At 70.4% G+C, this 24,677-nt stretch carries 22 protein-coding genes; 15 read left to right on the forward strand and 7 right to left on the reverse strand.

All coding sequences use genetic code 11. The features are described 5' to 3' along the window. Window positions 1–94: 94 nt before the first annotated feature. The 7 genes from AB0J91_RS19225 to AB0J91_RS19255 all read left to right on the forward strand — a co-directional run bounded on the left by AB0J91_RS19225 (window position 95) and on the right by AB0J91_RS19255 (window position 5,808). Complete coding sequence (locus tag AB0J91_RS19225; protein WP_363870517.1) at window positions 95–1,072, forward strand: NAD-dependent epimerase/dehydratase family protein; 978 nt, start codon at window positions 95–97, stop codon at window positions 1,070–1,072. A gap of 2 nt (window positions 1,073–1,074) precedes the next feature. Beyond that, window positions 1,075–2,139: a glycosyl hydrolase family 18 protein gene (locus tag AB0J91_RS19230; RefSeq protein ID WP_363870520.1), complete on the forward strand. Its 1,065-nt coding sequence runs from the start codon at window positions 1,075–1,077 to the stop codon at window positions 2,137–2,139. Window positions 2,140–2,174: 35 nt separating this feature from the next. Then, on the forward strand, window positions 2,175–2,915 hold the full coding sequence (locus tag AB0J91_RS19235; RefSeq protein ID WP_363870523.1) for a PIG-L deacetylase family protein: 741 nt from the start codon (window positions 2,175–2,177) through the stop codon (window positions 2,913–2,915). Then, window positions 2,915–3,664, forward strand: coding sequence for a WbqC family protein (locus AB0J91_RS19240; protein WP_363870526.1), 750 nt, complete (start codon window positions 2,915–2,917; stop codon window positions 3,662–3,664). Before AB0J91_RS19235 ends, AB0J91_RS19240 begins: the two co-directional genes overlap by 1 nt. Before the next feature lie 326 nt (window positions 3,665–3,990). Continuing rightward, a complete protein-coding gene (locus AB0J91_RS19245) occupies window positions 3,991–4,392 on the forward strand; it encodes a peptidase inhibitor family I36 protein (RefSeq protein WP_363870529.1) in 402 nt (133 codons plus the stop codon). Between the two features lie 72 nt (window positions 4,393–4,464). Beyond that, the gene (locus AB0J91_RS19250) at window positions 4,465–4,836 is read left to right on the forward strand and encodes a peptidase inhibitor family I36 protein (RefSeq protein ID WP_363870532.1); all 372 of its coding nucleotides are present in this window, start codon (window positions 4,465–4,467) and stop codon (window positions 4,834–4,836) included. 81 nt (window positions 4,837–4,917) lie between these two features. Next, window positions 4,918–5,808, forward strand: a complete 891-nt coding sequence (locus AB0J91_RS19255) for an oxidoreductase (RefSeq protein ID WP_363870535.1) — start codon at window positions 4,918–4,920, stop codon at window positions 5,806–5,808. Between the two features lie 134 nt (window positions 5,809–5,942). Here AB0J91_RS19255 and AB0J91_RS19260 read toward each other — a convergent pair whose 3' ends face one another. Further along, on the reverse strand, window positions 5,943–6,797 hold the full coding sequence (locus AB0J91_RS19260; protein ID WP_363870538.1) for a VOC family protein: 855 nt from the start codon (window positions 6,795–6,797) through the stop codon (window positions 5,943–5,945). 415 nt (window positions 6,798–7,212) lie between these two features. On the opposite strand from AB0J91_RS19260, the gene AB0J91_RS19265 reads away from it, so the two are divergent. The 3 genes from AB0J91_RS19265 to xylB all read left to right on the forward strand — a co-directional run bounded on the left by AB0J91_RS19265 (window position 7,213) and on the right by xylB (window position 11,296). Further along, complete coding sequence (locus tag AB0J91_RS19265; protein WP_363870541.1) at window positions 7,213–8,472, forward strand: ROK family transcriptional regulator; 1,260 nt, start codon at window positions 7,213–7,215, stop codon at window positions 8,470–8,472. Window positions 8,473–8,540: 68 nt separating this feature from the next. Then, window positions 8,541–9,698: a xylose isomerase gene (gene xylA, locus AB0J91_RS19270; RefSeq protein WP_363870544.1), complete on the forward strand. Its 1,158-nt coding sequence runs from the start codon at window positions 8,541–8,543 to the stop codon at window positions 9,696–9,698. 188 nt (window positions 9,699–9,886) lie between these two features. Continuing rightward, window positions 9,887–11,296, forward strand: coding sequence for a xylulokinase (gene xylB / locus AB0J91_RS19275; protein ID WP_363870547.1), 1,410 nt, complete (start codon window positions 9,887–9,889; stop codon window positions 11,294–11,296). Window positions 11,297–11,304: 8 nt separating this feature from the next. Here xylB and AB0J91_RS19280 read toward each other — a convergent pair whose 3' ends face one another. Together AB0J91_RS19280 and AB0J91_RS19285 are read right to left on the reverse strand one after the other, a co-directional pair. Further along, window positions 11,305–11,823: an NAD(P)H-dependent oxidoreductase gene (locus AB0J91_RS19280; protein WP_363870550.1), complete on the reverse strand. Its 519-nt coding sequence runs from the start codon at window positions 11,821–11,823 to the stop codon at window positions 11,305–11,307. A 338-nt stretch (window positions 11,824–12,161) separates the two neighbouring features. Beyond that, window positions 12,162–13,370, reverse strand: a complete 1,209-nt coding sequence (locus AB0J91_RS19285) for an aromatic acid/H+ symport family MFS transporter (protein ID WP_363870553.1) — start codon at window positions 13,368–13,370, stop codon at window positions 12,162–12,164. Between the two features lie 402 nt (window positions 13,371–13,772). Between AB0J91_RS19285 and AB0J91_RS19290 the strand changes: the two genes are divergently transcribed. The 4 genes from AB0J91_RS19290 (at window position 13,773) to AB0J91_RS19305 (ending at window position 19,166) form a co-directional block, all read left to right on the forward strand. Then, entirely contained in the window at window positions 13,773–14,879 is a 1,107-nt protein-coding gene (locus AB0J91_RS19290) for an endo-1,4-beta-xylanase (protein ID WP_363870556.1), read from the forward strand. A 181-nt stretch (window positions 14,880–15,060) separates the two neighbouring features. Then, window positions 15,061–15,729: a hypothetical protein gene (locus AB0J91_RS19295; protein WP_363870559.1), complete on the forward strand. Its 669-nt coding sequence runs from the start codon at window positions 15,061–15,063 to the stop codon at window positions 15,727–15,729. Window positions 15,730–16,060: 331 nt separating this feature from the next. Further along, window positions 16,061–17,422 (forward strand): sigma-70 family RNA polymerase sigma factor, encoded by a 1,362-nt coding sequence (locus AB0J91_RS19300; protein ID WP_363870562.1) that lies wholly within the window; start codon window positions 16,061–16,063, stop codon window positions 17,420–17,422. A gap of 568 nt (window positions 17,423–17,990) precedes the next feature. Then, window positions 17,991–19,166 carry an acyl-CoA dehydrogenase family protein gene (locus AB0J91_RS19305; protein WP_363870565.1) on the forward strand — a complete coding sequence of 392 codons (1,176 nt, stop codon included), beginning with the start codon at window positions 17,991–17,993 and terminating at the stop codon, window positions 19,164–19,166. A 561-nt stretch (window positions 19,167–19,727) separates the two neighbouring features. Here the strand turns inward: AB0J91_RS19305 and AB0J91_RS19310 are convergent. The 4 genes from AB0J91_RS19310 to AB0J91_RS19325 form a co-directional block, all read right to left on the reverse strand. Continuing rightward, window positions 19,728–20,723: a LacI family DNA-binding transcriptional regulator gene (locus AB0J91_RS19310; RefSeq protein ID WP_363870567.1), complete on the reverse strand. Its 996-nt coding sequence runs from the start codon at window positions 20,721–20,723 to the stop codon at window positions 19,728–19,730. 78 nt (window positions 20,724–20,801) lie between these two features. After that, window positions 20,802–22,295, reverse strand: a complete 1,494-nt coding sequence (locus AB0J91_RS19315; protein WP_363870570.1) for a long-chain fatty acid--CoA ligase — start codon at window positions 22,293–22,295, stop codon at window positions 20,802–20,804. A gap of 174 nt (window positions 22,296–22,469) precedes the next feature. Then, complete coding sequence (locus AB0J91_RS19320) at window positions 22,470–23,162, reverse strand: haloacid dehalogenase type II (RefSeq protein ID WP_363794234.1); 693 nt, start codon at window positions 23,160–23,162, stop codon at window positions 22,470–22,472. Between the two features lie 115 nt (window positions 23,163–23,277). Beyond that, window positions 23,278–23,760, reverse strand: coding sequence for an Lrp/AsnC family transcriptional regulator (locus tag AB0J91_RS19325; protein WP_363870573.1), 483 nt, complete (start codon window positions 23,758–23,760; stop codon window positions 23,278–23,280). A gap of 205 nt (window positions 23,761–23,965) precedes the next feature. On the opposite strand from AB0J91_RS19325, the gene AB0J91_RS19330 reads away from it, so the two are divergent. Further along, window positions 23,966–24,631 (forward strand): YitT family protein, encoded by a 666-nt coding sequence (locus tag AB0J91_RS19330; protein WP_363870576.1) that lies wholly within the window; start codon window positions 23,966–23,968, stop codon window positions 24,629–24,631. Window positions 24,632–24,677 lie beyond the last annotated feature (46 nt).

Below are 24,677 nucleotides of genomic sequence, written 5' to 3' on the forward strand. Positions count from 1 at the left end.
GATGGAATCTGCCGTTTTCGCAGCTCACAGCACTCTTGACCGAGTCCTCCGCAGCGCGGAGGACAACCGAACCCCTCGAATTTGCGGGGCCATCATGCGTTTTCTGATAACCGGCGGCGCCGGATTCATCGGGTCCCATCTCACGCGCTTCCTCATTTCGGAAGGGCACAAAGTCCTGATTCTCGACAATTTCAGCACCGGCAGTCCGAAGAATGTTGATTCGGAATCCGGTTCTCCCGTTCCGGAGATCGTCGACGGTTCCGTGTGCGACGCGGAGCTGGTCGACCGGTGCACGCGCGAGGTCGACGCGGTGTTCCACCTCGCCGCCGCCGTCGGGACCTTCACCATCGCCCGCAAGACCATCGAGAGCCTGCGCACGAACCTGCACGGGACCGAGGCCGTGGTCGAGGCCGCCTGCCGGCACCGGGTTCCGCTGCTGCTGTCGTCGACCAGCGAGGTCTACGGGCTCAACGCCAAGACCGGACTCACCGAGGACGACGACCGGGTGCTGGGCTCCCCGCCGCACAGCCGGTGGTCCTACGCCGAGGCCAAGTCGGTCGACGAGACGATCGCGCACGCGCACGCCGTCGAGCACGACCTGGACGTGGTGATCGCGCGGCTGTTCAACACCGTCGGACCCGGTCAGAGCGGCGAGTACGGCATGGTGATCCCCCGCTTCGTGCGGCAGGCGCTGGCCGGTGAACCGCTCACCGTCTTCGGCGACGGCAGCCAGGTCCGCTGCTTCTGCCACGTCCTCGACGTCGTGCCCGCTCTGGTGGCGCTGCTGCGCGAGCCCGGAACGCGCGGGCAGGTGTTCAACGTGGGCGGGTCCGAACCGGTCAGGATCGACCAGCTCGCCCGGCGCGTGAACGCGATCACCGGTTCACCGGGCGGCATCGTCCACGTGCCCTACGACGCGTACTTCGAGCCCGGCTACCGCGACACGCCCCACCGGGTCCCGGACTGCGCGAAAGCCCGCGCCCGCATCGGTTTCCGTCCCACCCGCGATCTGGACGAGATCATCCGGTCGGTGGCCGCCGACCAGCGCGCGCACGCCGTGATCAGGAGTTGACCGTGCCCAGGCCGGTCGCGCTGCGGGCCGCGGTGGCACTGCTGGTGCTGCTCGCGGCCGGTTGCACCGCGTCCGCCCCCGCCGAGCCGTGCGATCCACCGCGCACCACCGCGCTGTCGGTGCCGTACTGGAACCTCGACCAGGGCGCGGACACCGTGCGAGCCCAAGCCGAGGACCTGGACGTGGTCACCCCCTGGATCTACGGCGTGCGGCCGGACGGGGCGATCGCGGAGCAGTCGGCCGACGACCCGGACGAGGCCGAGCAGCTGGAATCGCTGCGCTCCGCCGGGCCCGCGGTCATCCCCACCGTCGCCAACCACTTCGACGGCGACTGGCAGTACGAGGCGGTGGCCCGGATCCTGCACGACCCCGAACTCACCCGGCAGCACGTGGACGACCTCGCCGAACTCGCCCGCGACGGCGACTACCCCGGCATCGACATCGACTACGAGGACCTGCGCGCGGCCGACGGCCCGGGGTTCTCCCGGTTCGTCCGCGAGCTCGCCGACCGGCTGCACGCCGAGGGCAGGACCCTGTCGGTGACCCTGGCGCCCAAGACCGAGGACGACGGCCACAGCGAGGCCACCCGGGCGCTGGACTACCGCGCCGTGGGCGAGGCGGCCGACTCGGTGCGGATCATGGCCTACGACTACCACTGGGCGACCTCCGCACCCGGTCCCGCCGCACCGGAGATGTGGGTGCGCGAGGTGCTGACCTACTCGCTCACGCGCGTGCCCGCCGAAAAGCTCGTGCTGGGCGTGCCGGTCTACGGATACGACTGGAGCGGCGGCTACGGCTCGTCGCTCTCCACCGCCGGGGCCCTGGAGCTCGCGCAGCGGTACGACAAGGAGCCGGTGTGGGATCCCGTGGGTGGATCCGCCTGGTTCGAGTACAGCCAGGACGGCGTCGACCACGAGGTCTGGTTCGAGGACACCCGCAGCACCGCCATCAAGCTCGGCCTGGCGCGCGAGTTCGGGCTGCGGTCGGTGCACCTGTGGAGCTACGGACCGGAAGCACCCGGTCTTTGGGAAGAGATCGACGCGAGCTGGACACGAGCCTGCCCGTGAAACCGCGAAGCCCGAATCCGGGGAGGAGCAAGGACATGGACCACATCAACGGGGACGAATTCCTCGCGCGCCAACGCGTTCTGGTGATCGCCCCGCACGCGGATGACGAAACCTACGGCTGCGCGGGCACGATCAGCCGGGTCAAGTCGCTCGGCGGCGAGACCTACGTGATCGTCGCCTCGGTGGCCTCCATCGAGCAGTACGGCGGCGCTCAGGAGTCCGGGCTGCGGACGGTCACCGCCGACACGCGCCTCTCGGAGTTCGAATCGGTCGCCGAGCTGCTCAAGGTCGACGACTGGGAAGTGCTCTTCAGCGGTTCCGAACGGCACATGGCCCTGGACACCGTGCCGCGCCGGGAACTCGTCCGGCTGCTGGAGCGCGACGCGCGGTTGTCCATCGACAACGTCCGGCCGACCATGGTGCTGATCCCGGCGATCAGCTACAACCAGGACCACGAGGCGCTGTTCCGGGCCTGCGTGACCGCGACCCGGCCGTGCGCGCCGGGCGACCGGCACTTCGTCCCGCACGTGCTCTGCTACGACAACACGAGCCTGTTCTGGACGCCGGAACGCGAGCGGTTCACCCCGAACCTGTTCGTCGACATCAGCGAGTTCCTCCAGGTCAAGTTGCAGGCGATGGCGCTGCACGCCTCGCAGGTCAAGGACCCGCTCTACCACGGGAGCCCGGAAGGCCTGGCGTTGCAGTCGCGCTGGCGCGGCAAGGAGGTCTCGGTCGACAGCGCCGAGGGCTTCGCGACGATGCGGGTGGTGCTGTGATGACCGCCGTCTCGATCCACCAGCCCAACTTCCTGCCGTGGACCAAGCTGATGGCCAAGATCGCCGCGAGCGACGTCCACGTCGTCTACGACACGGCCCAGTACACCCGCAGCGAGTTCCACGCCCGGCAGCGGATGAAGAACCAGGCGGGCGGGACCTCCTGGCTGAGCGTGCCCGTGGCCCACACCGGCGACCGCCAGTGGCTGCACGAAGTGCGCATCGACCAGCGGCAGAACTGGCAGCGCGGACACCTCAAGCACCTGAAGGTCCACTACCGCTCCACACCGCACTTCGACGAGCTCTACGCCCTCGTCCAGCAGGTCTACCGGCGCGCCCACGAGCACCTGGTCGACCACAACCTGGACCTGATGACCTCGCTGTGCGGCTACCTCGATCTTCCGACCCGGATCGTGCGGGCCTCCGGCCTGGACGCCGCGGAGCCCGAGGACAGGCAGGAGCGGTTGCTGGAACTGGTCCGCGCCGCGGGTGGTGACGCTCACCTGACCAGCAGCGGCAGCACCTACGAGGTCGATTGGTCGCCGTTCCACCGGGCCGGCGTCCCGGTGCTCGAACAGCACTTCGAGCACCCGGTCTACGCGCAGCCGCACGGGGAGTTCGTCCCCGGGCTCGGGGTGCTGGACCTGCTGTTCGTCCAAGGCCGCTCGGCCATCAGGACGATCCACGCCTCCAGCCGGTTCGAATCCGCGGCGGCGTCCGTCGCAAATCCACAGAGGAGCGTTGTGCGCTGACCCTTCAACTTCCTCACGCTCCGCGCACAGCGCGGCCGCGCAGTCCCGTCGCACGGGAGTTCACCGCCGAAACCGTGGTGCCTGGCTGACGAATGCGCTGGTTACCGGCGGTCATATCGGCCTGCCAGCGGTCTCGGCCGAGTGGCTTCACCGAAAACAAGGCATCTTTCGTCCGCTTGGAGGCAACCCTAGTCGAGCGTGCGACGTGAGATGGGTGTCGCGATGCCAAGGCCCGGACTCGCGGGCCACTGGGGGCCACAGCACCACTCCGCGGGGACACACCTGTGCGGCCGCACGCGTGTGAGCACTTGGAACTGGGAGGAAAGATGTCGACGAGCGCAATGCGCAGCAAGGGCTTCACCGCCACCCTCGCGGTGGCCGGGGGCCTGCTGCTGGCCGGATCGAGCATGGGCCTCGCCTCTGCCGAAACCGACCAGGAAGCCACTCATCGTGCCATGGCCGAAGCGTGCGGGGACGGCTACCTGTGCGTCTGGCCCGAGGCCAACGGGCACGGCGACATGGTGAAGTTCTTCGAGTGCGGCGTCTACGACACGCCGTGGCCGGTCGGTTCCTGGATCAACAACCAGTACACCGGCCAGGTGGCCGAGTTCCTCGGTCCCGACCCGGCGAACCCGGGCGGCGAGTGGATCGTCCAGTACACCTCGACCGCACCCGAGTTCAGCGACAACAACAGGGGATTCGACACCCGCCAGGTGCGCCCCTGCTGAGGTATCGGAAAGGGCCCGGCCACCGCTGTGCTCGCGGTGGTGGCCGGGCAGCACCAACTGGGGGAATCAGAAATGCACGGATCACTGATCAGCAAGATCGCCGCAGCGGGCGCGGGTTCACTGCTCCTGCTGGGGGCGGGAGCCGGAGTCGCCTCCGCTGAGACGCGGGAGGAGGCCACCGCGCGCGCCAAGCTGGAGTGCGCCGAGGGTTACCTGTGCGTCTGGGACGACTTCAACTACACCGGTCAGCGGACCGACTTCTACGAATGCTCGGATCTGCCGATCGACCTGCGCTACAACCTGGGCTCCTTCATGAACCGGCAGTACGCGGGGACCGTCGCGAACTTCTACGGCCCGGCGGGCGAGGCCCAGCACTCGTCCACTGCCCCGGAGGACAGCCCCAACGACAAGGGCTTCGACACCTGGAAGGTCGATCCCTGCTGAGAGGGGGACGTCGATGGCCACGGCCGCGTCCCGCGGCCGTGGTCATCGGCATGTCGCGGGATCGGTGGCACGATGGGCGGCATGACGCGATGGACCAGCGATCAGCTACCGAACCTGGCCGGCAAGACGGCCGTCATCACCGGCGCGAACAGCGGACTCGGACTGGAGACAGCGCAGGCGCTGGGGCGTGCGGGCGCGCACGTGGTGCTCGCCGTGCGCAACGTCGCCAAGGGTGAGCAGGCCGCCGGGAGCGTGCCCGGCTCCGCCGAGGTGCGCCGGCTCGACCTGGGCGACCTCGCCTCGGTGCGCGAGTTCGCCGGCGCGTGGGACGGCGAGATCTCCATGCTCATCAACAACGCCGGGGTCATGTTCCCGCCCGAGGGGCTCACCCGGGACGGCTTCGAGATCCAGTTCGGCACCAACCACCTCGGCCACTTCGCGCTGACCAACCTGCTGATCGACCAGGTCACCGATCGCGTGGTCACGGTGTCCTCCAGCCTGCACCGGTCGGTGAAGGGGATCCGCTGGGAGGACCCGAACTTCACCGGCGCCTACGACCCGCAGAAGACCTACGGGCAGTCGAAGCTGGCGAACCTGCTGTTCACACTGGAGCTGCAGCGCAGGCTCACCGAGGCGGGTTCGGCGGTCCGCGCCACGGCCGCGCACCCGGGCTACGCGGCGACGAACCTGCAGAGCCACGCGGGGAATTCCCTGCTGCGCCGGTTGATGGCCGTCGGCAACCTCATCGCCGCGCAGCCGGCGACCGCGGGCGCGCTGCCGACGCTGTTCGCCGCCACCCAGGACATCCCGGGCGCCAGCTACGTTGGTCCGGACGGGCCGTTCGAGATGCGCGGTTCCCCCACCCTGGTCGGACGCACCCAGGCGGCCAGCGATCCCGAAGCGGCCCAACGGCTGTGGACCCTCTCGGAGCACCTCACCGGGATCACGTTCCCGATGGCCGAGAAGTCCTGACGTCCACACCGGACCCGTGCTCGTGGGCCCTCGGTGACCTTCGCGCGGCCTTCACGCTCATCAGGTCGTCGTGGGCACGGAGCCGGTGCGGGAGAAGCGGTCCCAGATGTGCTCGGTGAGCGGCTGGCGCAGGATCAGCGCGCGGTGATGGTCAACGGCAAGCCGTGCGGGTCGATGAGCAGCGGCTCCGGTCCTGGTCGCAGCACCGCGCCCGCACCGGCGGCGGTCATGGCTCCCACGGCTCCGCGCGCTTCGGCCACGCCGAGTCCGATGGAGCGCAGCCCGAGCCGGGACTGCCCGGCCGACCAGGTGCTGGGCGTGGTCTCGCGGCGGAAGGTGAACAGCTCCAGCACGGCGCCGCCGAGTCGCAGGTTGGTGATGACGAACCCGCGCGGGTCGTCGGAGCGGATGAGCTTGCCGATCACCACCGCGCCGAGGGTGCGGACGTAGAAGTCGAGCGCTTCTTGCAGATCCGGGGCGGTGACGGCGATGTGGTCGAAGACCGGACCCGCTTCGCGCGGCCGGTTGCGGTGCGCGGCGACGTCTTCGGCGGCCAGCTCGGGCGAGTAGGTCTCGTCGTGGCGCACGGCGCCCTCGACGAATTCCAGCAGCGTCCCATCGGGATCGGTGAAGAACGTGATGCGCACGTTGCCGTGGGCGTCCTTGGGATGCGTGGTGAACTCGACGCCGGCTTCGCGGAGCCGGGCGGCCTGGGCGTCGACGTCGCCGACCTTCATGCCCACGTGCCGCATGCCGCACTGCAGGTCGTCGGGCACCCAGCCGCCGAGGTCGCCCTCGCCGATCTCGACGAGCTTGATCCGCGCCGTCCCGGCGTCGAGCCAGCTGACGCCGGAATCCCGTGCGGTTTCGGTGAATCCCAGCAGTCCGGTGTAGAACTCCTGGGAGCGCGCCAGGTTCCGGCAACCGATCTCGACGTGCCGGATCGTGGCGGTGGCCGCGCTCGGGTCGGCGGAATGGTTCGCGGTCATCGCCCCTCCGGCGAGTCGTTCCGGACGCCGCTGGTGGTCGCGATCCGGTGATCGTGCGTGATCAGGATGCTGCCACCGCTCGCGAGCTCAGGGCAACGGATTGTCCAGGACACGAACCGAACCCTGTCCGGTTCGTGTCCTGGACGAAGAGGTGCCCGCCTCACCGAGGGGGCGGGAGCGAGACGGGCAGCCGAGAGACTACGCCGTTCGGCGCTGCGGCGACCCCCGAAAGCGGGATCGCGTGACGATCTCACCGCATCCGGTGACCGGATTAGTTACCCGGGTCAACTAACAAGCCCACGACTCTCCGCTCGGGCTCGGTGGCCGAGACAGCACGCAGAGCCGCAGTCACCGGCACTCTTGCCATCAGGCCTCTCGGCTATTAGTTTTGCCGCCGTACTTATTGGAGGTGGGTGTGGCGGAACGAGGAAGCGGTGCGGCCGGGCGGCTCGGCGCGTCGGCCGGTGTCGACCAGACCGCGGTGCGTCGGGCCAACCTCGCGCGCGTGCTCGACGAGGTGCGGCGAGGCGAGGTCGTCTCGCGCGCCGACATCGCCACCAGCAGCGGACTGACCAAGGCGACCGTGTCCAGCCTGGCCGCCGAGCTCATCGACCGCGGCCTCATCCGCGAGACCGGCCTGCGTCGGGACGGCGCCGTCGGCCGTCCCGGGCGCTCGCTGGAGCTCGACGGCGGCGGCATCACCGCGCTCGGGCTGGAGATCAACTCCCAGTACCTGGCCGCGCGCGGCACCGACCTGGCCGGACGCGTCATCGTCGAGCGGCGGCTCGGGTTCGACGCCATGCGCGCCGACCCGGAGACCACGCTCGACCGGCTCGCCGCGATCGCCCGCGAAGCCGTCACCGAACTGGCGGGCACCGGTTCGTCGTTCCTGGCCGGCATCGCAGTGGCCGTGCCCGGTCTGGTCGACGCCGAGACGGGCCGGGTGCGCTACGCGCCCAATCTCGAATGGCGATCGATCCCGATCGCGGAAGCGCTGCGCGAGCGCCTCGGTGATGACGTGCCGATCGTGGTCGACAACGAGGCCAACCTCTCCGCCCTCGCCGAGCTGCACTCCATGCCCCAGCCCGCCGCGGACCTGGTGTACCTGACCGGTGAGGTCGGCGTCGGCGCGGGTTTGATCACCGGTGGACGCCTGCTGCGCGGCTCCGGCGGGTTCACCGGCGAGATCGGGCACGTCCCGGTCGACCTCGACGGGCAGGTCTGCGGGTGCGGACGTCGCGGCTGCCTGGAGACCAAGATCGGCTTGCCCGCCGTGCTGCGCGCGGCGGCTCCCGACCTGGCCGACCAGGACGTCGACCCGCAGGAGCAGGCCCACGCGCTGCGCCAGCGCGCCGAGGACGGCGGGCCGGAAGCCATGGCCGGCTTCGACGAGGTCGGAAGGTGGCTGGGCATCGGCGTGTCGGTGCTGGTCAACCTGCTCAACCCGGAGGTCGTCGTGCTCGGCGGCTACCTCGGCACCGTCGCGCCCTACCTGGTTCCCGCCGCGATGCGGGAACTGCGCGACCGCTCGGTGGCCGGAGACGCGGCGGTCTGCCGGATCACCGCCTCCACCTACGGGTTCTCCGCCGCCGTGCGCGGCGCCAGCAGCATCGTCATCGAGGAGATCTTCCGCGATCCGCTGCGCATCCCCGCGGCCGAGAAGGCCGCCGGCTGACCGAGGTTCGGCACCACCCGGTGCCGCCGCGACATCGCACTGCACCACGACGTGAGGAGCATCAAGTCATGACCGACTTCACCCCGAAGCGCGAGGACAAGTTCTCGTTCGGCCTGTGGACCGTCGGCTGGCTCGGACGCGACCCGTTCGGCGAAGCCACCCGCAGCCCGCTGGACCCGGTCGAGGCCGTGCACCGGCTCTCCGACCTGGGCGCCCACGGCATCACCTTCCACGACGACGACCTGGTTCCGTTCGGCTCCGACGCCACCGAGCGCTCGGCCATCGTCTCCCGCTTCCGGGGCGCGCTGGACGAGACCGGTCTCGCCGTGCCGATGGTGACGACCAACCTGTTCAGCCACCCGGTGTTCAAGGACGGCGGCTTCACCGCCAACGATCGCGACGTGCGGCGCTTCGCGCTGCGCAAGGTGCTGCGCAACGTCGAGCTGGCCGCCGAGCTCGGCGCCCAGACCTTCGTCGCCTGGGGCGGTCGCGAGGGCGCCGAATCCGGTGCGGCCAAGGACGTTCGCGCCGCTCTGGACCGCTACCGCGAGGCCGTGGACACCGTCTGCGCGTTCATCAAGGAGCGCGGTTACGACCTCAAGCTGGCCCTGGAGCCCAAGCCGAACGAGCCGCGCGGCGACATCCTGCTGCCGACCGTCGGTCACGCGCTGGCGTTCATCAACGAGCTCGAGCACGGCGACATCGTCGGCGTGAACCCCGAGGTCGGGCACGAGCAGATGGCGGGCCTGAACTTCGCGCACGGCATCGCGCAGGCGCTGTGGGCGGGCAAGCTGTTCCACATCGACCTCAACGGGCAGAACGGCATCAAGTACGACCAGGACCTGCGCTTCGGCGCCGGCGACGTGCGCACCGCGTTCTTCCTGGTCGACCTGCTGGAGAACGGCGGCTACGAAGGCCCGCGGCACTTCGACTTCAAGCCGCCGCGCACCGAGGACTACGACGGCGTCTGGGCTTCGGCGGCCGGCTGCATGCGCAACTACCTGATCCTCAAGGAGCGCGCGGCGGCCTTCCGCGCGGACCCGCGGGTGAAGGAGGCGCTGGAGGCGGCTCGGGTCGCCGAGCTGTCCACCCCGACCCTCAACGACGGGGAATCGGTGTCCGACCTGCTGTCCGAGGAGCTCGACGTCGACGCCGCGGCCCAGCGCGGCATGCACTTCGAGCGCCTCGACCAGCTCGCCATGGACCACCTCCTCGGCGTCAGCTGACCCACCGACAACCGGCCCCGGCGCCCGAGACGGGACCTCCCCGTTCCGGGTGCCGGGGCCGGGTGATCGCACGACCGCGGCCTGATCGCGCACAATCGTGTCCGGTCAGAACCGACTCCGGCGTTCCGGCGCCGCACGAACCCGGCCCGGGAGTGCTTGCACTCCGCGAGCACGAAGGATGATCCGCAATGCTGGTGCTAGGCATCGACTCGTCGACCCAGTCCACCAAGGCGCTCGTCGTCGACGCCGACGACGGCGCGGTCGTCGCCGAGGCCAAGGCGTCGCACCCCGACGGAACCGAGGTGGACCCGGCGGCCTGGTGGGAGGCCGCGCAGAACGCCATCGCCGAGGTCGTCGCGAAGTCGCCGGGCCGCATCGAGGCGGTGTCGGTGGGCGGCCAGCAGCACGGCATGGTCGCGCTGGACTCCTCCGGCGAGCCGGTCCGCGACGCCCTGCTGTGGAACGACACCCGCTCGGCTCCGCAGGCCGAGGAGCTCATCGAACGCCACGGGGCCGAGGCGCTCGCCACCCGCACCGGGCTGGTCCCGGTCGCCAGCTTCACCATCACCAAGCTCGCGTGGCTGGCTCAGCACGAGCCGGACAACGCCGACCGCGTCGCGCAGGTGCTGCTGCCGCACGACTGGCTCGGCTGGCTGCTCGCCGGACGTCCCGAGCAGAGCTGGACCGACCACGGCGACGCCTCCGGCACCGGGTACTACTCCCCCACCACCGGCGAGTGGCTGCCCGAACTGCTCACCGACGCCATGGGCGGACGCACCCCGGCACTGCCGAAGCTGTTGAGCCCCAACGCCGAAGCCGAGCGGGCGACGCTGCCCGAGATCGAGGGCGCGACCATCGGCGTCGGCACCGGCGACAACATGGCCGCCGCGCTCGGTCTGGGGCTCAAGCCCGGTGATGTGGTGGTGTCGCTGGGCACCTCGGGTGCGGTGTTCGCGCCCGCCGAGAAGCCCAGCGCCGACCAGACCGGCACCGTCGCGGGCTTCTGCGACGCCACCGGCCGGTACCTGCCGCTGGTGTGCACCCTCAACGCGGCGCGCGTGCTCAGCTCCACCGCGCACATGCTCGACACCGACCTGGAGGGGCTCTCGCGGCTCGCGCTGTCGGCGGAGCCGGGCTCGGGAGGGCTGAGCCTGCTGCCGTACCTGGAGGGCGAGCGGACTCCGAACCTCCCGGAGGCCACCGGCACGCTGGCCGGGCTGACCGGCGCGAACATGACGCCGCAGAACCTCGCCCGCGCGGCCGTGGAGGGGATGCTGTGCGGCATGGCCGACGCCATCGACGCGCTGCGCGACACCGGCGCCGAGGTCGGGCGGGTGCTGCTCATCGGCGGCGCGGCCCGTTCCGAGGCGGTCCAGGCCATCGCCCCCGGCCTGTTCGGCGTCGACGTGGACATCCCCGAACCGGCCGAGTACGTGGCCATCGGCGCGGCCAAGCAGGCCGCCTGGGCCCGTTCCGGCAGCGCCGAGCCGCCGGAGTGGGAGGTAGCGGGCACCCGCCGGGCCGTCGGCGACGACACCAGCGGGGCCGCGGTCCGGGCGGCCTACGCCGCCGCGCGGAAGCAGGTCCACGGCATCTGATCATCGGTTCACGCGGCGACGACCTCGCCGAACGCGGAGGCCCGCAGGGTGCGGGCCGCGCGCCGGAGGAGGTCGTCGGCGCGGGGACCCTGCCTCCACCCTCCGGTTTCGGTGAACCAGTGGTCGTAGAGGAACGTCGCGGGCAGCACCCTCGCTGCGCCGAGGCCGCCGCCGAGACCGATGGAGTGGCTCCGCACGGTGCCCAGACCGACTGGGAGCACGGGCTTTCCGGCCAGCGCATCGCTCGGCAGCATCGCCAGCCAGGACCGCAGCGGGACGCTGCCGTGCGGCTCGTAGCGGGGCGTCACGACCGCCACCGCATCGGCGGCGGCCACCACCCGCCGGCTCGCCTGCACGGCGGGGTGTCGGCGGTTGCCGGCCATCAGCGCGGAGTGCGGCAGCTCGCCCACCGCGATCTCGGTGACCTCGGCGCCGGTGAGGCGCAGCTCGTCGAGGAGGGTGCGGGCCACCGCCCCGGACCGCGACCTCGACGTCAGGTGCCCGGTGAGCACGGCGAACTCAACCACGCCCGCCCTCCTCGGTCCACCGAGGACTGAACGCGAGCATGGCGGGGCACGACAGCATGAGAGCTCCTGGAACGAGAGGTGCGAGTGCAGCGGAAACCGGCTGAGAGCCGGTGGAGGGGAGGAAGATTCCGGAGCCGAACGGCGTCCGGTCAGCCGCGGATCAACAGATCGCGCTGCACACGCGCAACAGGTCGATGTGGCACCGCACCACGAAACCGGCCTGGGCTGTCATGCCGGTCATCCTTCTTGCGATCGGGCTCGCTGTAAAGCGCCGCCGCTCGCATCCCACATCCCGGGCGAGCACCGGGCCGGGGCACGCACCCCGGCCCGGTCAAGGGTCAGGCGGGCTGCCGGTTCGACACGAACGTCACCGACACCAACCCGATGACCGCGACAGCCGCGAACGCGTAGAAACCCCACGGGTAGGCCAGACCCGCGCTGAGCAGCGCGCCGCCGACCAGGGGCCCGCAGATCGCGCCGAGCCGCCCCACACCGCTGGACGCGCCGAGCGCGGTGGCGCGCCCGACCGCCGGGTAGTGGTGACTGACGTAGGCGTAGACGAGGACCTGCGTGCTGAAGACGAACACGCCGGCCAGCAGCACGCTGACGTACACGCCGAAGCCGGGCAGCCGCACGCTCAGCAGCGCCAGGAACACCGCTGCGGCGGTGAACCAGATCAGGATGCAGGTGCGCACGCCGATGCGGTCGGAAACCCGCCCGGCCAGCAGCAGGCCCAGCACGGCACCGACGTTGAGGGTCAGCAGCAGCGCGAGCGCGGCGCCGAGCTCGTAACCGGCCGCGCGCATGATCTCCGGCAGCCAGGTGTTGAGCCCGTAGACCAGCAGCAGGCCCATGAACGAGGTCACCCAGAACGCGAGCGAGGACCGCAGGTAGCCGCCTTGGAAGAGGGTCGCCACGGGGCTGCGGGCGGCCTTCTCCTCGGCCGTGGCCGGCAGCGACTCCGGGAGGTGGCGCGCCAGCAGGGGCAGCAGCACCAGCGCGGGCAGCGCACCGATGACGAACATGGCGCGCCAGGTCAGCGCCGGGATCACCAGGATCCCCAGCAGGGCGGTGGCCACGGCACCCACGTGGTAGCCGGTCATCAGGGTTGTCGTCGCGCTTCCGCCCTTGGCCTCGGACGCCTCGTTGACCATCGCGATCGCCACCGGCAGGACGCCGCCGAGCCCGAGACCGGCCAGGAATCGCAGGATGCCGAACAGCAGCGGGCCGTCGGCGAACGCGCACGCCAGGGTCAGCGCGGAGAACAGCGCGACCGTGGTGATCATGAGCTTGCGGCGGCCGAAGCGGTCGGTCAGCGGGCCGACGCACAACGCGCCGATCATCACGCCCACCAGCCCGACCGAGGAGATCACCGAGGCGGTCGCGGGCGTGAGCTGCCAGCTCGGGTCGCGCAGCAGCTTGGGGAGCACGACGCCCAGGACCACCAGGTCGTAGCCCTCCAGCGCCACCGCCGACCAGCACAGCGCGGCGACGCCCCGGGCGCTCGTCTCCGGCGCGCGGCCGGACTGTCCTGACGCCGTTGTCATTCCAGGTCACCTCTTCGATGTCGGTGTCGTGCCCGGAATCATGTGGGTTCCTCCCGGAACCCCTACCAGCGTTCGTTTCCGCTCAGCGGGAGCTGTTCCGAGGTTGATACCTCCCGCAGCCGACGACAACCCCACCGCCCCCTCATCGTCGCGATCACCGCGCCGACCCGAGGAATCCTCGATCGCATTCTCCACCGAAATGTTTCGCTGTCCGGGATGAATTCCACCCTCGGGGGAGGTTTCATCGCCTCGGTGGGCGAACCCTGGGGATTGCGACTACCTTGATTCCGAAAGTTGCGGTTCTTGACCTTTCCTCGCGCGCGCCAATAGTCTTCGAAATCGCGTGAACTTCGAAATATTTCGGAAACTGTTCCGGTCCAGTAGAGAACGCGGGAGTCCGCAATGAAGCCGATTCGCCTCGCCACCACCGCCGCCGCAGCGGTCCTGCTGCTACCCGTCCACGCCGAAGCCGCACCCCAGGCACCCGCCCTGCGCGATGCCGCGCCGGAGGGCCTCGTGGTCGGCTCCGCCGTCGCCGGCGGCGGCCACCACGACGAGCAGCCCTACCCCGACCCGTTCACCTCCGACCAGCCCTACCGCGACGTGCTCGCCCGCGAGTTCAGCTCCCTGTCGCCGGAGAACCAGATGAAGTGGGAGTACCTCCACCCCGCTCGCGACACCTACGACTTCGCCACCGCCGACGCGATCGTCGACTTCGCCGAGCAGCACGGCCAAGTGATGCGCGGGCACACCCTGCTGTGGCACAGCCAGAACCCGGAATGGCTGGAGAACGGCGGGTTCTCGCCCGAAGAGCTGCGCGAGATCCTGCACGAGCACATCTCCACCGTGGTCGGCCGCTACGCCGGGCGGATCCAGCAGTGGGACGTGGCCAACGAGATCTTCGACGAGTCCGGGAACCTGCGCACCACCGACAACATCTGGATCCGCGAGCTCGGCCCCGGCATCATCGCCGACGCCTTCCGCTGGGCCCACGAAGCCGACCCCAACGCCAAGCTGTTCTTCAACGACTACGGCGTGGAGGGCGACAACGCCAAGAGCGACGCCTACCACGCGCTGGTCCAGGACCTGCTGGCGCAGGGAGTTCCGGTGCAGGGCTTCTCCGCGCAGGCCCACCTCAACCTCGACGACGGCTTCCCGGCCGACCTCACGCAGAACCTCCAGCGCTTCGCCGACCTCGGGCTGGAAACCGCGATCACCGAGCTGGACGTGCGCATGACGCTGCCGCAGGGCGGCGCCCCCACCCCGCAGCAGCTGACCGAGCAGGCCGACTACTACCGCCGCGCGCTGCAGTCGTGCCTGGACGTCTCCAGCTGCCACTCCTTCACCGTGTGGGGGCTGCCGGACAAGTACTCCTGGGTGCCCGGCACGTTCCCGAACCAGGGCGCGGCGACGATCTACTGGGACGACTTCACCCCCAAGCCCGCCTACGACGCGCTGCTGGAGACCCTCTCGGCGAGCGAGCGGAAAAGCGGGAAACCGAGAATTTGACGATGCCGACGTCCGGGTGAATCACGCCTGGTTTCGCGAGGACCCTCCTGGCACGGTGGATCGAACTCGGGTTCTTCGCGGTGCGCCGAGGCGGCGTGGACGACATCCGGACTTCGAGATGCGCGGTGGGGCGGCTTCCCGCCGCTCCACCGCACGAGCGGCGAAAGGTGATGCGGGTCCGATGCGGTCGCAGGCCGAGATCAGCACCGAGGTGTCCTACGAGCGGCTGTCGCGCCTGCGCGACACCGGGTTCCGCCGGGTCCGGCCCGGCATCGACAACCTCAGCACCCGGGTGCTGCGCCTGGCCGGCAGCCGCGCCGAGGGCTGCGGGAACGTGCGGATGCTGCGCGACGCCCGGACGTTGGGGCTGTCGGTGGACTGGACCTACCGGTACGGCTTCCCCGGTGGGACCGACCGGTCCTACTCGCGGGTGCTGGCGCAGTTCCCCGCTCTGCACCACCTGCCGCCGATGCGGAGCGCCGTGCGGTGCGGCGACGGAATCTCCGACGACACCGAAGCGGCACTGCTGGCCGGTGTCGCGGCGTGGCGCCGGGACAACCCGCTCGGCCTGCTGGAACTCGTCGAGGACGGCGACGCCCTCGTCGTCCTCGACGACCGGCCGGGTTTCGGCCGGCACGAGTACGTCTTCGCCGGCGAAGCGGCGGAACTCCTGCGGTACGTGGACGTCCCCTGCCCCCTGTCGGTGCTCGCGGCCCGCTTCGGCGAGCAGGTGCACTCCCGTCTGGCTGATCTGCGCGAATGCGGCCTGGTGTTCACCGACGCGGGCAGCTGGGTGCACGTCCTTCCCCGTCCGACGAATCACCGGATCCAACTCGCGAATCGACCGTGACCCGCTCGTGATCACCGGCCGTCAGGTGCTGTCCAAGAACGGGGCGGAGCTGCTGTTTCAGGTGTGGGACTCAGCCCGCACCGCCGCACGGAACCGATCAGGTTCTGCCGCTGGCACCGCCGAGCAACGCAAATTCCCCAACCGCCCCTAGTGGTGCTGCGATGTTTCGCCCATCGTCGTAGCCCGTCGGAAGTCGTTGCGCGCCATACGGATGGAGCAACAGGCGGTCACGAAGGCGCAACGAATGGGGTCGCCGTCGACCACCACCGCCCCTGCCGGGGTAGCAATTGTGCCGGGCAATGACGATCACGGTCGCGAGCAGGGGGTTGGCATGGCGGCGTTACCGACGGAGGCTGGCTCCCAGGAGCGCAGCGACAGCGAGCTGATCGAAGCTGTGCGCGAGGGCGACACCGGGGCCTACGGAAGCCTCTACGAGCGGCACGTCGCCGCCGCGCACAGCATGGCCCGCCAGGTCACCAAATCCGCCGCCGAGGCCGACGACGTCGTCTCCGAGGCGTTCGCGAAGGTCCTCGACCTGCTGCGCGACCAGCGCGGCCCGACCTCGGCGTTCCGCGCCTACCTGCTGACCGCCGTCCGGCACGCCGCCTACGACCGCACCCGCAAGCAGCAGCGGCTGCAGTACGCCGAGGACCTGGAGACGGTGCCCGGCATCGACATCTCCCAGCCGTTCCAGGACACCGCCGTCGAGGGCGAGGACCGGTCCCTGGTCGCGGCGGCGTTCGCGAAGCTGCCCGAGCGTTGGCAGATGGTGCTCTGGCACGTCGAGATCGAGGGCGAGTCCCCGGCGAAGGTCGCTCCGCTGCTGGGGATGACGCCCAACGGCGTGTCCGCGCTGGCCTACCGCGCGAGGGAGGGCCTCAAGCAGGCGTTCCTGCAGGTGCACCTGGGAAACCTGGACGCCGAGCAGGAGCGCTGCCGGGAGAACGTCGAGCGGCTCGGCGCGTGGACGCGCGGTGGCCTGGCGAAGCGGGAGACCTCGCGGGTCGAGGCGCACCTCGACGACTGCGACCGGTGCCGCGCCCTGGCCGCGGAACTCGTGGAGATCAACGGGGCGCTGCGGGTGTTCATCGCTCCCCTGGTGATCGGCAGCGCGACCGCCGCGGGCTACCTCACCGCGGTGGGTGCCGGGAGCGGCGGAGTCGTCGGCGGGGTCGTCAACGCCGTGGGCGGACCGCGACGCGCGGCCGTGTCGGGCGCCGCGCTCGCCGCGGCGCTGGCCGTCCTCGGGCTGGCGCTGGCGGCCAACGAGGAGGAGATCCCGCCGGTCGCCTCCGCACCGCCGCAGCCGTCCGCCCCGCAGCAACCGCAGTCGCCACCGTCACCGCCCGCTCCCCCGGCGGCTCCAGCCGCCCCGGCTGCGCCGGGAGCCGCGCCGGTACCCGGACAACCGGCTCCGCAGCCCGGAGTCCAGCGACCGGCGCCGCTGCCACCGCTGCCGATTCCCGCACCCTCCCCGTCGCCCGAGCCCTTCGCCGACGGCACGATGCACGCGGGTGCCGAACTGCTCGGTCTCGGCGTCGACGCCGACCCGCACCTGCGCATCGAGGACGACGGCATCGACGCGGGTGCGGTCGTGAAGGTGGAGCAGACGTTCCCGCCGGATCGCCTCATCGCCCTCGACGACCTCACCGGCGCCCTGGACATCCTCGGAAACCCCGTGGTCGAGCGCTGAACCCGGTACCCGGTTCGATCCACGGTGGACCGCCAACCACCTGGGAACCACGGTACGTCGCCGCATGCCGGGCGCCCCGGGACCAAAGCCCCTGGCCGGAGCTCGATGATCCGGTGCTCAATGGCGTGCGGGAACTCCGGCCGCCGGCCGGTGGGCCCGTGCTTCGAGGGGGATGCGGACTCTTCACGACCTCACCCCGCATCCCCCTCGTCCATCCGCACCGCGCGGAAGCTTCCCGTCACGCGCACACGCGCTGCTGAGCACGCCCCGGTGACGTGCGCGACATCTGCGAGACCGCGCAGTCCCCTGTGGACGCCTGCGGATCAGCCGGATCACCAGGTCCCCGGATCACCGCGGCATTCCGGTCCCCGCACCCATCCCAGCGGATGTCACGTGACCGAGAGCAGCGAGGGCACCTCCACCCGGCCGGTGGTGTCCTCCAGCTCACGGGCTCCGCAGGACATTTGACGGTGGCCGCCGCCGAGCGACCGCCGGTAGCGTCCTCGGGGACCTGACATGGGCGTCTGCTTGAACGGGTCCACCGACACGCGTGGAGAAGGACGGCACCATGGCCGAGTTGCACGTCAGCGAGGAGTTCGACGCAGTCATCGGGCGGATCCGGGCCATCGGTCCGCTGCTGGAGGACAACGCCGAGCACAGCGAGGAGATCGGCAGGCTCAGCGACGAGTCCGCCAAGGCGCTCGTCGACACCGGGATCTTCCGCATCGGGATCCCCGCCGAGCTCGGCGGCTACGAGTTCTCCCCGCGCCAGGCGATGGAGACCATCGCCGAGGTCAGCTACTTCGACGCCTCGGCGGGCTGGTCGTTCATGGCGCTCCAGCTCGCCACCGGCACCACACCGGCCTACCTGGGGTGGGACGTGGTGCACGACCTGTACCCGAACGTCCTAAGAGGACACCACGCGCTCATCGCCGGGCAGGGCACCAAACCCGGCACGGCCGTGAAGACCGAGGGCGGGTACCGGATCAGCGGCGACTGGCAGTTCGCCTCCGGCGTGTCGATGGCCACCCACATCCACACCTCCGCCCACTGCGCGGAGGAGGACCGCGCGCTGGTGTTCACCCTGCCGGTCAAGCAGGTCGCGCTGCAGGACAACTGGGATGTGATGGGACTGCGCGCCACCGGCAGCATCGACTACAGCATCCGCGAGGCGTTCGTGCCCGCGTCCTACGCCTACGAGGCGACCTGCACGTCTCCCCGGATGGGCGGGGCGCTGTACCGGCTGGGGCTGGCCAACATGTCGGGCATCTGCCACGCCGGCTGGGCGCTGGGCGTGGGCCGGCGGATGCTCGACGAGATGCGCGCGCTGGCGGCCACCAAGACCGGCACGCCCCGGGCCGCGGTCGACAGCCAGCAGTTCCACGCCGAATACGCCCAGGCCGAAGCCAAGTTCCGGGCGGCGCGGGCGTTCGCGTTCGAGACCTGGAAGCAGTGCGAGGAGACCCTCGACGACGGCCGCGGCCTGAGCACCGAGCAGGAGACCCTGACCCGGCTGGCGCTGGGCAACGCGACCTCGTCGGTGCACGAGGTGGGCCAGACCGTCTACAGGTGGGCGGGCACGGCGGCGCTGCGGCGCAGCGCGCTGCAGCGATTCTTCCGCGATCTGCACGGCGGCACCCAGCACGTGACCTCGGGGCCGGGCGTGCTGCAGAACTGCGGCAAGCTGCTCGCCGGTCTCTCGGACGGTCACTGGCAGTTCCTGGAGCTCGTCGAGAGCGACTGACCTGTGCCGTGTTCTGCCCAGCTCAGCGGCTAGGTCACGATGTGTGACGGACGGCGGCCGATCGGGTGCAATCCAGCGGAATTCGGGCGCGCCGGACATCAGCGCTTAACTTCTCCATCGGCCGATGTCAGATTGAGCCCAGCACTTGGGTGCGCGGGCATGCCCCCTGGCCGGCGGTCGACCGAACGGATCAACGATCCCGACGCCGTTCGGGGCAGGCGGGGGAAAGCTCCTGCCCGCGACGGATTAGGATGATCGGCCGCGAGGGGGCGCTGGTTTGAACACCGCACAGGTCCACCGGAAGGCACGTCGCAGGCAGCACTCCCGCGGCAGGCACAACACGCGCCCGACCGCCACCCGCCCCTGGGTGGGGCGCCCGCTGCCGGCTCGCCCCGGTACCTCCCCGATCCGCACGCCGCTGCCGGTCACCCCGGCCGCGCCACCGCCCGAACCTGAGCCCACCCGAGGAAGCACCATGACCGCACGCCACGCCGAGATGATCACGGCGACGCTGTCCATCACCACCTTCCTCGTGGTCGGTGCGATGTGGATCGGCTACTTCTAGCGGCTGACGCGAGTTGAGGCGCGGACGACCAGTTCCGGCTGGAACACCATCTGGCGGTGCCGGATCGGCTCACCCGAGGTTTCGGCGATGAGCAGCTCCGCTGCCGTGCGGCCGAGCTTGCGCGCGGGCTGGCGCACCGAGGTCAACGGCACCGCCGCGGCCCCGGCGAACTCGATGTCGTCGTAGCCGACGATCGCCATCTCCTCCGGCACCCGCACCCCCGCGGCCACCATCGCCTGCAGCAGGCCCAGCGCGAGCAGATCGTTGGCGCAGAACACGGCCGTCGGGCGCGGGCTCATGCCCAGCAGCCGCGCACCCGCGTCGCGTCCCGACGCGACGTCCAGCGCGGAGGACTCCAGCACCGACAGGTGCGCCCCGGTGCTTTCCAGGGCCGATCGGGCACCCGCTTCGCGGTCCCGGCACTGCGCGAGCATCGACGGGCCGTTGACCATCGCGATCTCGCGGTGCCCGGTCTCGGCCAGGTGGCGCGCCGCCAGCGCTCCCCCGGTCACGTCGTCGACGGCGACCGAACTGCCCTGCACCTCCGGCACGGTGCGGTCGACGAACACGTAGGGAATGCCGCTGCGGGCGAAGGTCCGCAGCCGCTCGCCGGTGGTGTCCACCGGGGACAGCAGCAGTCCGCGCACCCGCTGCTCGGCCAGCATCGACAGGTAGGACGACTCCAGGTCGACGCGCTGGCCGCTGTTGCAGGTGATCACGTTGAGCCCGGCCTCGTGGGCGGCTTCCTCTGCCCCTCGTGCCAAGTCGACGAAGAACGGGTTGGCCAGGTCCAGCACGAGCAGCGCCATGATGCGGCTGCTGCCGGCGCGCAGCTGCCGAGCCGACTCGTCGCGGACGTAGCCGAGCTCCTCGATCGCCGACTGCACCCGCCGCCGCGTCTCGTCCGACACCAGCTGCGGGCGGTTGACCACATTGGACACCGTGCCGATGGAGACCCCGGCCAGCCGCGCGACGTCCTTGATTCCGACCATGCTCAGACCTCACTCACAGACTTCCGTGAGCCTAGTCCGCCGGTCCCGGGCCCGGCGCGCGGCCGGGCCCGGTTCCGCTCACACCTCGCGGGGCATCTCCTTGACCTCGCGGCGCAGGATCTTTCCGGTCGGTCCCTTCGGCAGCTCCGGGACCAGCCAGACCTCGCGCGGGTACTTGTAGGCGGCGATGCGCTGCTTGACGAACTCGCGCAGCTCGTCCTCGGTGGCGTCCTGGCCGGGCTTGAGCGACACGGCCGCGCCGACCTCCTCGCCGAGGTCCGGGTGCTTGACCCCGACCACGGCCGCCTCGGCGACGGCCGGGTGCTCGTAGAGCACCTCCTCGACCTCGCGCGGGTAGACGTTGTAGCCGCCGCGGATGATCAGGTCCTTCTTGCGGTCGACGATGAAGAAGTAGCCGTCGGAGTCCTTGGTGGCGATGTCACCGCTGTGGAACCAGCCGTCCTTGATCGCCTCGGCGGTCGCCTCCGGCCGGCCCCAGTAGCCCTTCATCACGTTCTCGCCGCGGATGACGATCTCGCCCGGCTCGTCGAGGCCGACCTCGTTGCCGTCGAGGTCGACGACCTTCATCTCGCAGCCGCGCACCGGCAGCCCGATGGAACCGGGCTTGCGCTCGTAGCCGGGCTGGTTGAACGAGGCCACCGGCGAGGTCTCCGACAGGCCGTAGCCCTCCAGCACGTGGCAGTCGAACTTCGCCTCGAAGCCGCGCAGCACCTCCACCGGCATCGCCGAACCACCGGTCGCGCAGGTGCGCAGCGAGCTCATGTCGGCACCGTCGGCGTCGGGGTGGTTGAGCATCGCCGCGTACATCGTGGGCACGCCCTCGAAGATGGTGACCCCGTCGCGCGGCACGATCTGCAGGGCCTTGGCCGGGTCGAACCGCGGCAGCAGGGTCAGGCACGCGCCGACCAGCACCGAGGTGTTGAGCGCGCAGGTCAGGCCGAAGACGTGGAACAGCGGCAGGCAGCCCATCACCACGTCGTCGGGGGTGAGCTCGAACAGCGTCTCCACCGCCATCTCGGCGTTGGAGGCGAGGTTGTGGTGGGTCAGCTCGGCGCCCTTGGGCTTGCCGGTGGTTCCCGAGGTGTAGAGCAGCACGGCGGTGTCGGAGTCGGTGCGCTCGACGGGTTCGGTGATCGGCTCGCCGCCGAGTTCGATCGGTCCGACCGCGCCCACCACGACACCTGGGATTCCCACCTCCGCGGCGGCGTCCGGCACCGCGTCGCCGCCACCGTCCCAGCCGTAGACCAGCGACATCTGCGAGTCGCGCAGGTAGTACTCGACCTCGCGGGCCTTGAGCAGCGGGTTCATCGGCACGACGGTCGCGCCTGCCAGCAGCGCGCCGTAGAACAGGATCGGGAAGGCGGGCACGTTCGGCAGCACCAAGCCGACTCGGTCGCCAGGTGAGATGCCGCGTTCCCGCAGGTCACCGGCCACGGCAGCGGCCGAGGCGTGGAGCTGGGCGTAGCTGAGCACGTGCTCGTCGAGACGGACCGCGGGCCGGTCGCCGTGCCGCTGAGCGGACGCGACCAGGTTCGCTGCCAGGTTCGTCATGTTCCGTTCCCGTCGTCGTTGAGGTGGTTCGGAGCAGGCGAGATCATCGATCCCCAGCAAATCGTCCATGTTCCGCAGCCCGGTGGCAATCGTTCGGGTGTACATTTCGGTAACACGTAGTCGTCATACCTGCGGCAATGCGCCGAACGGCCGATCCTCGGCGGTTCGGGCGCCTCAGAGGAGCTGGGCGGCCAGTTCGGCGATCGTAGCGGCCTGGAGGTCGAACTCGTCGGCGTCGACCGGCTCGCCGTCGCCTTCCCTGGCGATGTGGGCGGTGGCCATGCCCTGCTCCGCGGCGGCGCGCAGGTCCCACGGGTGCGAGGCCACCATCAGGGCCTGCCCGGGTTCGACGCGCATGAGCTCCAGCGCCTTGCGGTAGACCGACGGGTCCGGCTTGTAGGCGCCGACCAGTTCCGAGGACAGGGCGAACGCCCAGCGCAGGCCGCCGCGACGGGTGATCTCGGCCAGCGCGAGCATGGTGGTGTTGGACAGCGCGACGACGTTGAACCGGTCGGCGAGCGCGCCGACACCGGGCGCGGCGTCGGGCCAGGGCTTGGGGCGCAGTCCTTCCGCGGCGAGCTCGGCCAGCACGTCCTCGCCGAGCGAGACGTCGCTGGCCTTGACGGCGTGCTCCAGGGCCTCGCGGTTGAGCTCGTCCATCGGGCGGTACTCGCCGTCCGATGCCTCGGAGAGCAGCTCGTCGAGCCTGTTCAGCCAGGCGGTCGCGAGCGCGTCGCCCTTCTCCTCCGCTTCACCTGCCTCTCCCAGCGCTTCCTGGACCGCGGTGCGGATCGAACCTCGTTCGTCGACAACGGTTCCCAGGACATCGAAGATCAGCACGGACAGGCGAGAGACATCGAGCGACACCGGGTGATCATGCCTGTTCGCCACGCAAGATCACACCCCTTCGGGTGAACACGGTTCGATCTCGAGTCGGTAGCCGAATCAGCAAAAGGCGGAAACAACTCGACCACTTCGCTGCTCAGGAGGTGCGGGCGGCGACCTCCAGCAGGGCCCGCATCCGGGTGGTCATGGCCTCGTGCAGCGAGATGGCGGTGCTGGTGCGCTCGACTCCGTCGATGCCGAGGATCTCGTTGGTGATCCGATGCAGGTCCTGGGTGTCGCGGGCCACGACCTTGACCATCAGGTCGGCGTCACCGGAGGTCGCGTGGATCTCGATCACCTCCGGCAGCTCGCGCAGCGCGGTGGTGGTCACCGGCTGCTTCGTCTGGCTGATCTGCATCGACACGAACGCCACCAGGTCGTAGCCGAGGGCGACCGGGTCGACGCGTCGGCTGAAGTCGCCGATGACCCCGTTGTGGCCCAGCTTGCGCAGCCTCGCGTGCACGGTGTTGCGCGCGACGCCGAGCTCGCGGGACAGGCCGAGGATCGTCAGGTCCGGATCGTCGTCGAGGGCGAGCAGGATTCGGGCGTCGAGGGCGTCGATCTCGTTCACCAGCGGCACGCTCCGGAAGGTCGCCATTCGCCGCGCGCTTCGCGCGGACGAAACCCCAGGTCAGGTGTGGTGCCGAACACAGTGGGGAGGAACCGTGTGACGAGCACCCGCGGATTGAGCACTCTGCCACACCAACTCGATCGTTCGCGAATTCTGTCGCAGCCGCGAAGGGCTGTGTTGCCTGCTGTGCTGTGCTGACCCGACCATTTCGAGCATGCCTGCGCAGACCGCGACCCCGACCCCCGTGACCGCACCGACCAGCGCCGCCGAGACACGGCACCCGACCGCGCTGCCGCACACCCGCACCGAGGACGTGCTCGGTCTGCTCACGGGCACCTTCGTGGTCTCGCTCGGCCTGCACCTGCTCAAGTCCAGCCAGATCGTCACCGGTGGAACGGCCGGGCTGTCACTGCTGCTCAGCTACGGGCTGCCGGTGCCCTTCGGGGTGCTGTTCCTGGTGGTCAACCTGCCGTTCATGGCCTTGGCGGTGGCCAAGAAGAGCCGTCGGTTCGCGGTGCGCTCGCTGATCTCGATCGCGCTGGTCTCCGCGTTCGCACCGCTGCACGCGCAGCTGTTCGGCGCCCTGCACCTGCCGCCGCTCTACGCGGCGGTCTGCGGCAACCTGCTCATCGGCATCGGGCTGCTGATCGTGTTCCGGCACGACTCCAGCCTCGGCGGGTTCAACGTCGTGGCGCTGATCGCCCAGGAACGGCTGCGGTGGCGGGCGGGCTACGTGCAGATGGGTCTGGACGTGCTGGTGATCGCCGCCGCGCTGCTCGTCGTCTCCCCCACCGCGATGCTGATCTCGGCGATGGGTGCGGTGCTGCTCAACGGAGTCCTCGCGCTCAACCACCGCCCCGGGCGCTACCTGGGGGCGTGATCGCGAGCGCGAAAGCGGTGCCGGCGTCGGCGAAGCCGACCGTCGT

The organism is Saccharopolyspora sp. NPDC049357 (assembly GCF_040677225.1).
Lineage (GTDB): Bacteria > Actinomycetota > Actinomycetes > Mycobacteriales > Pseudonocardiaceae > Saccharopolyspora.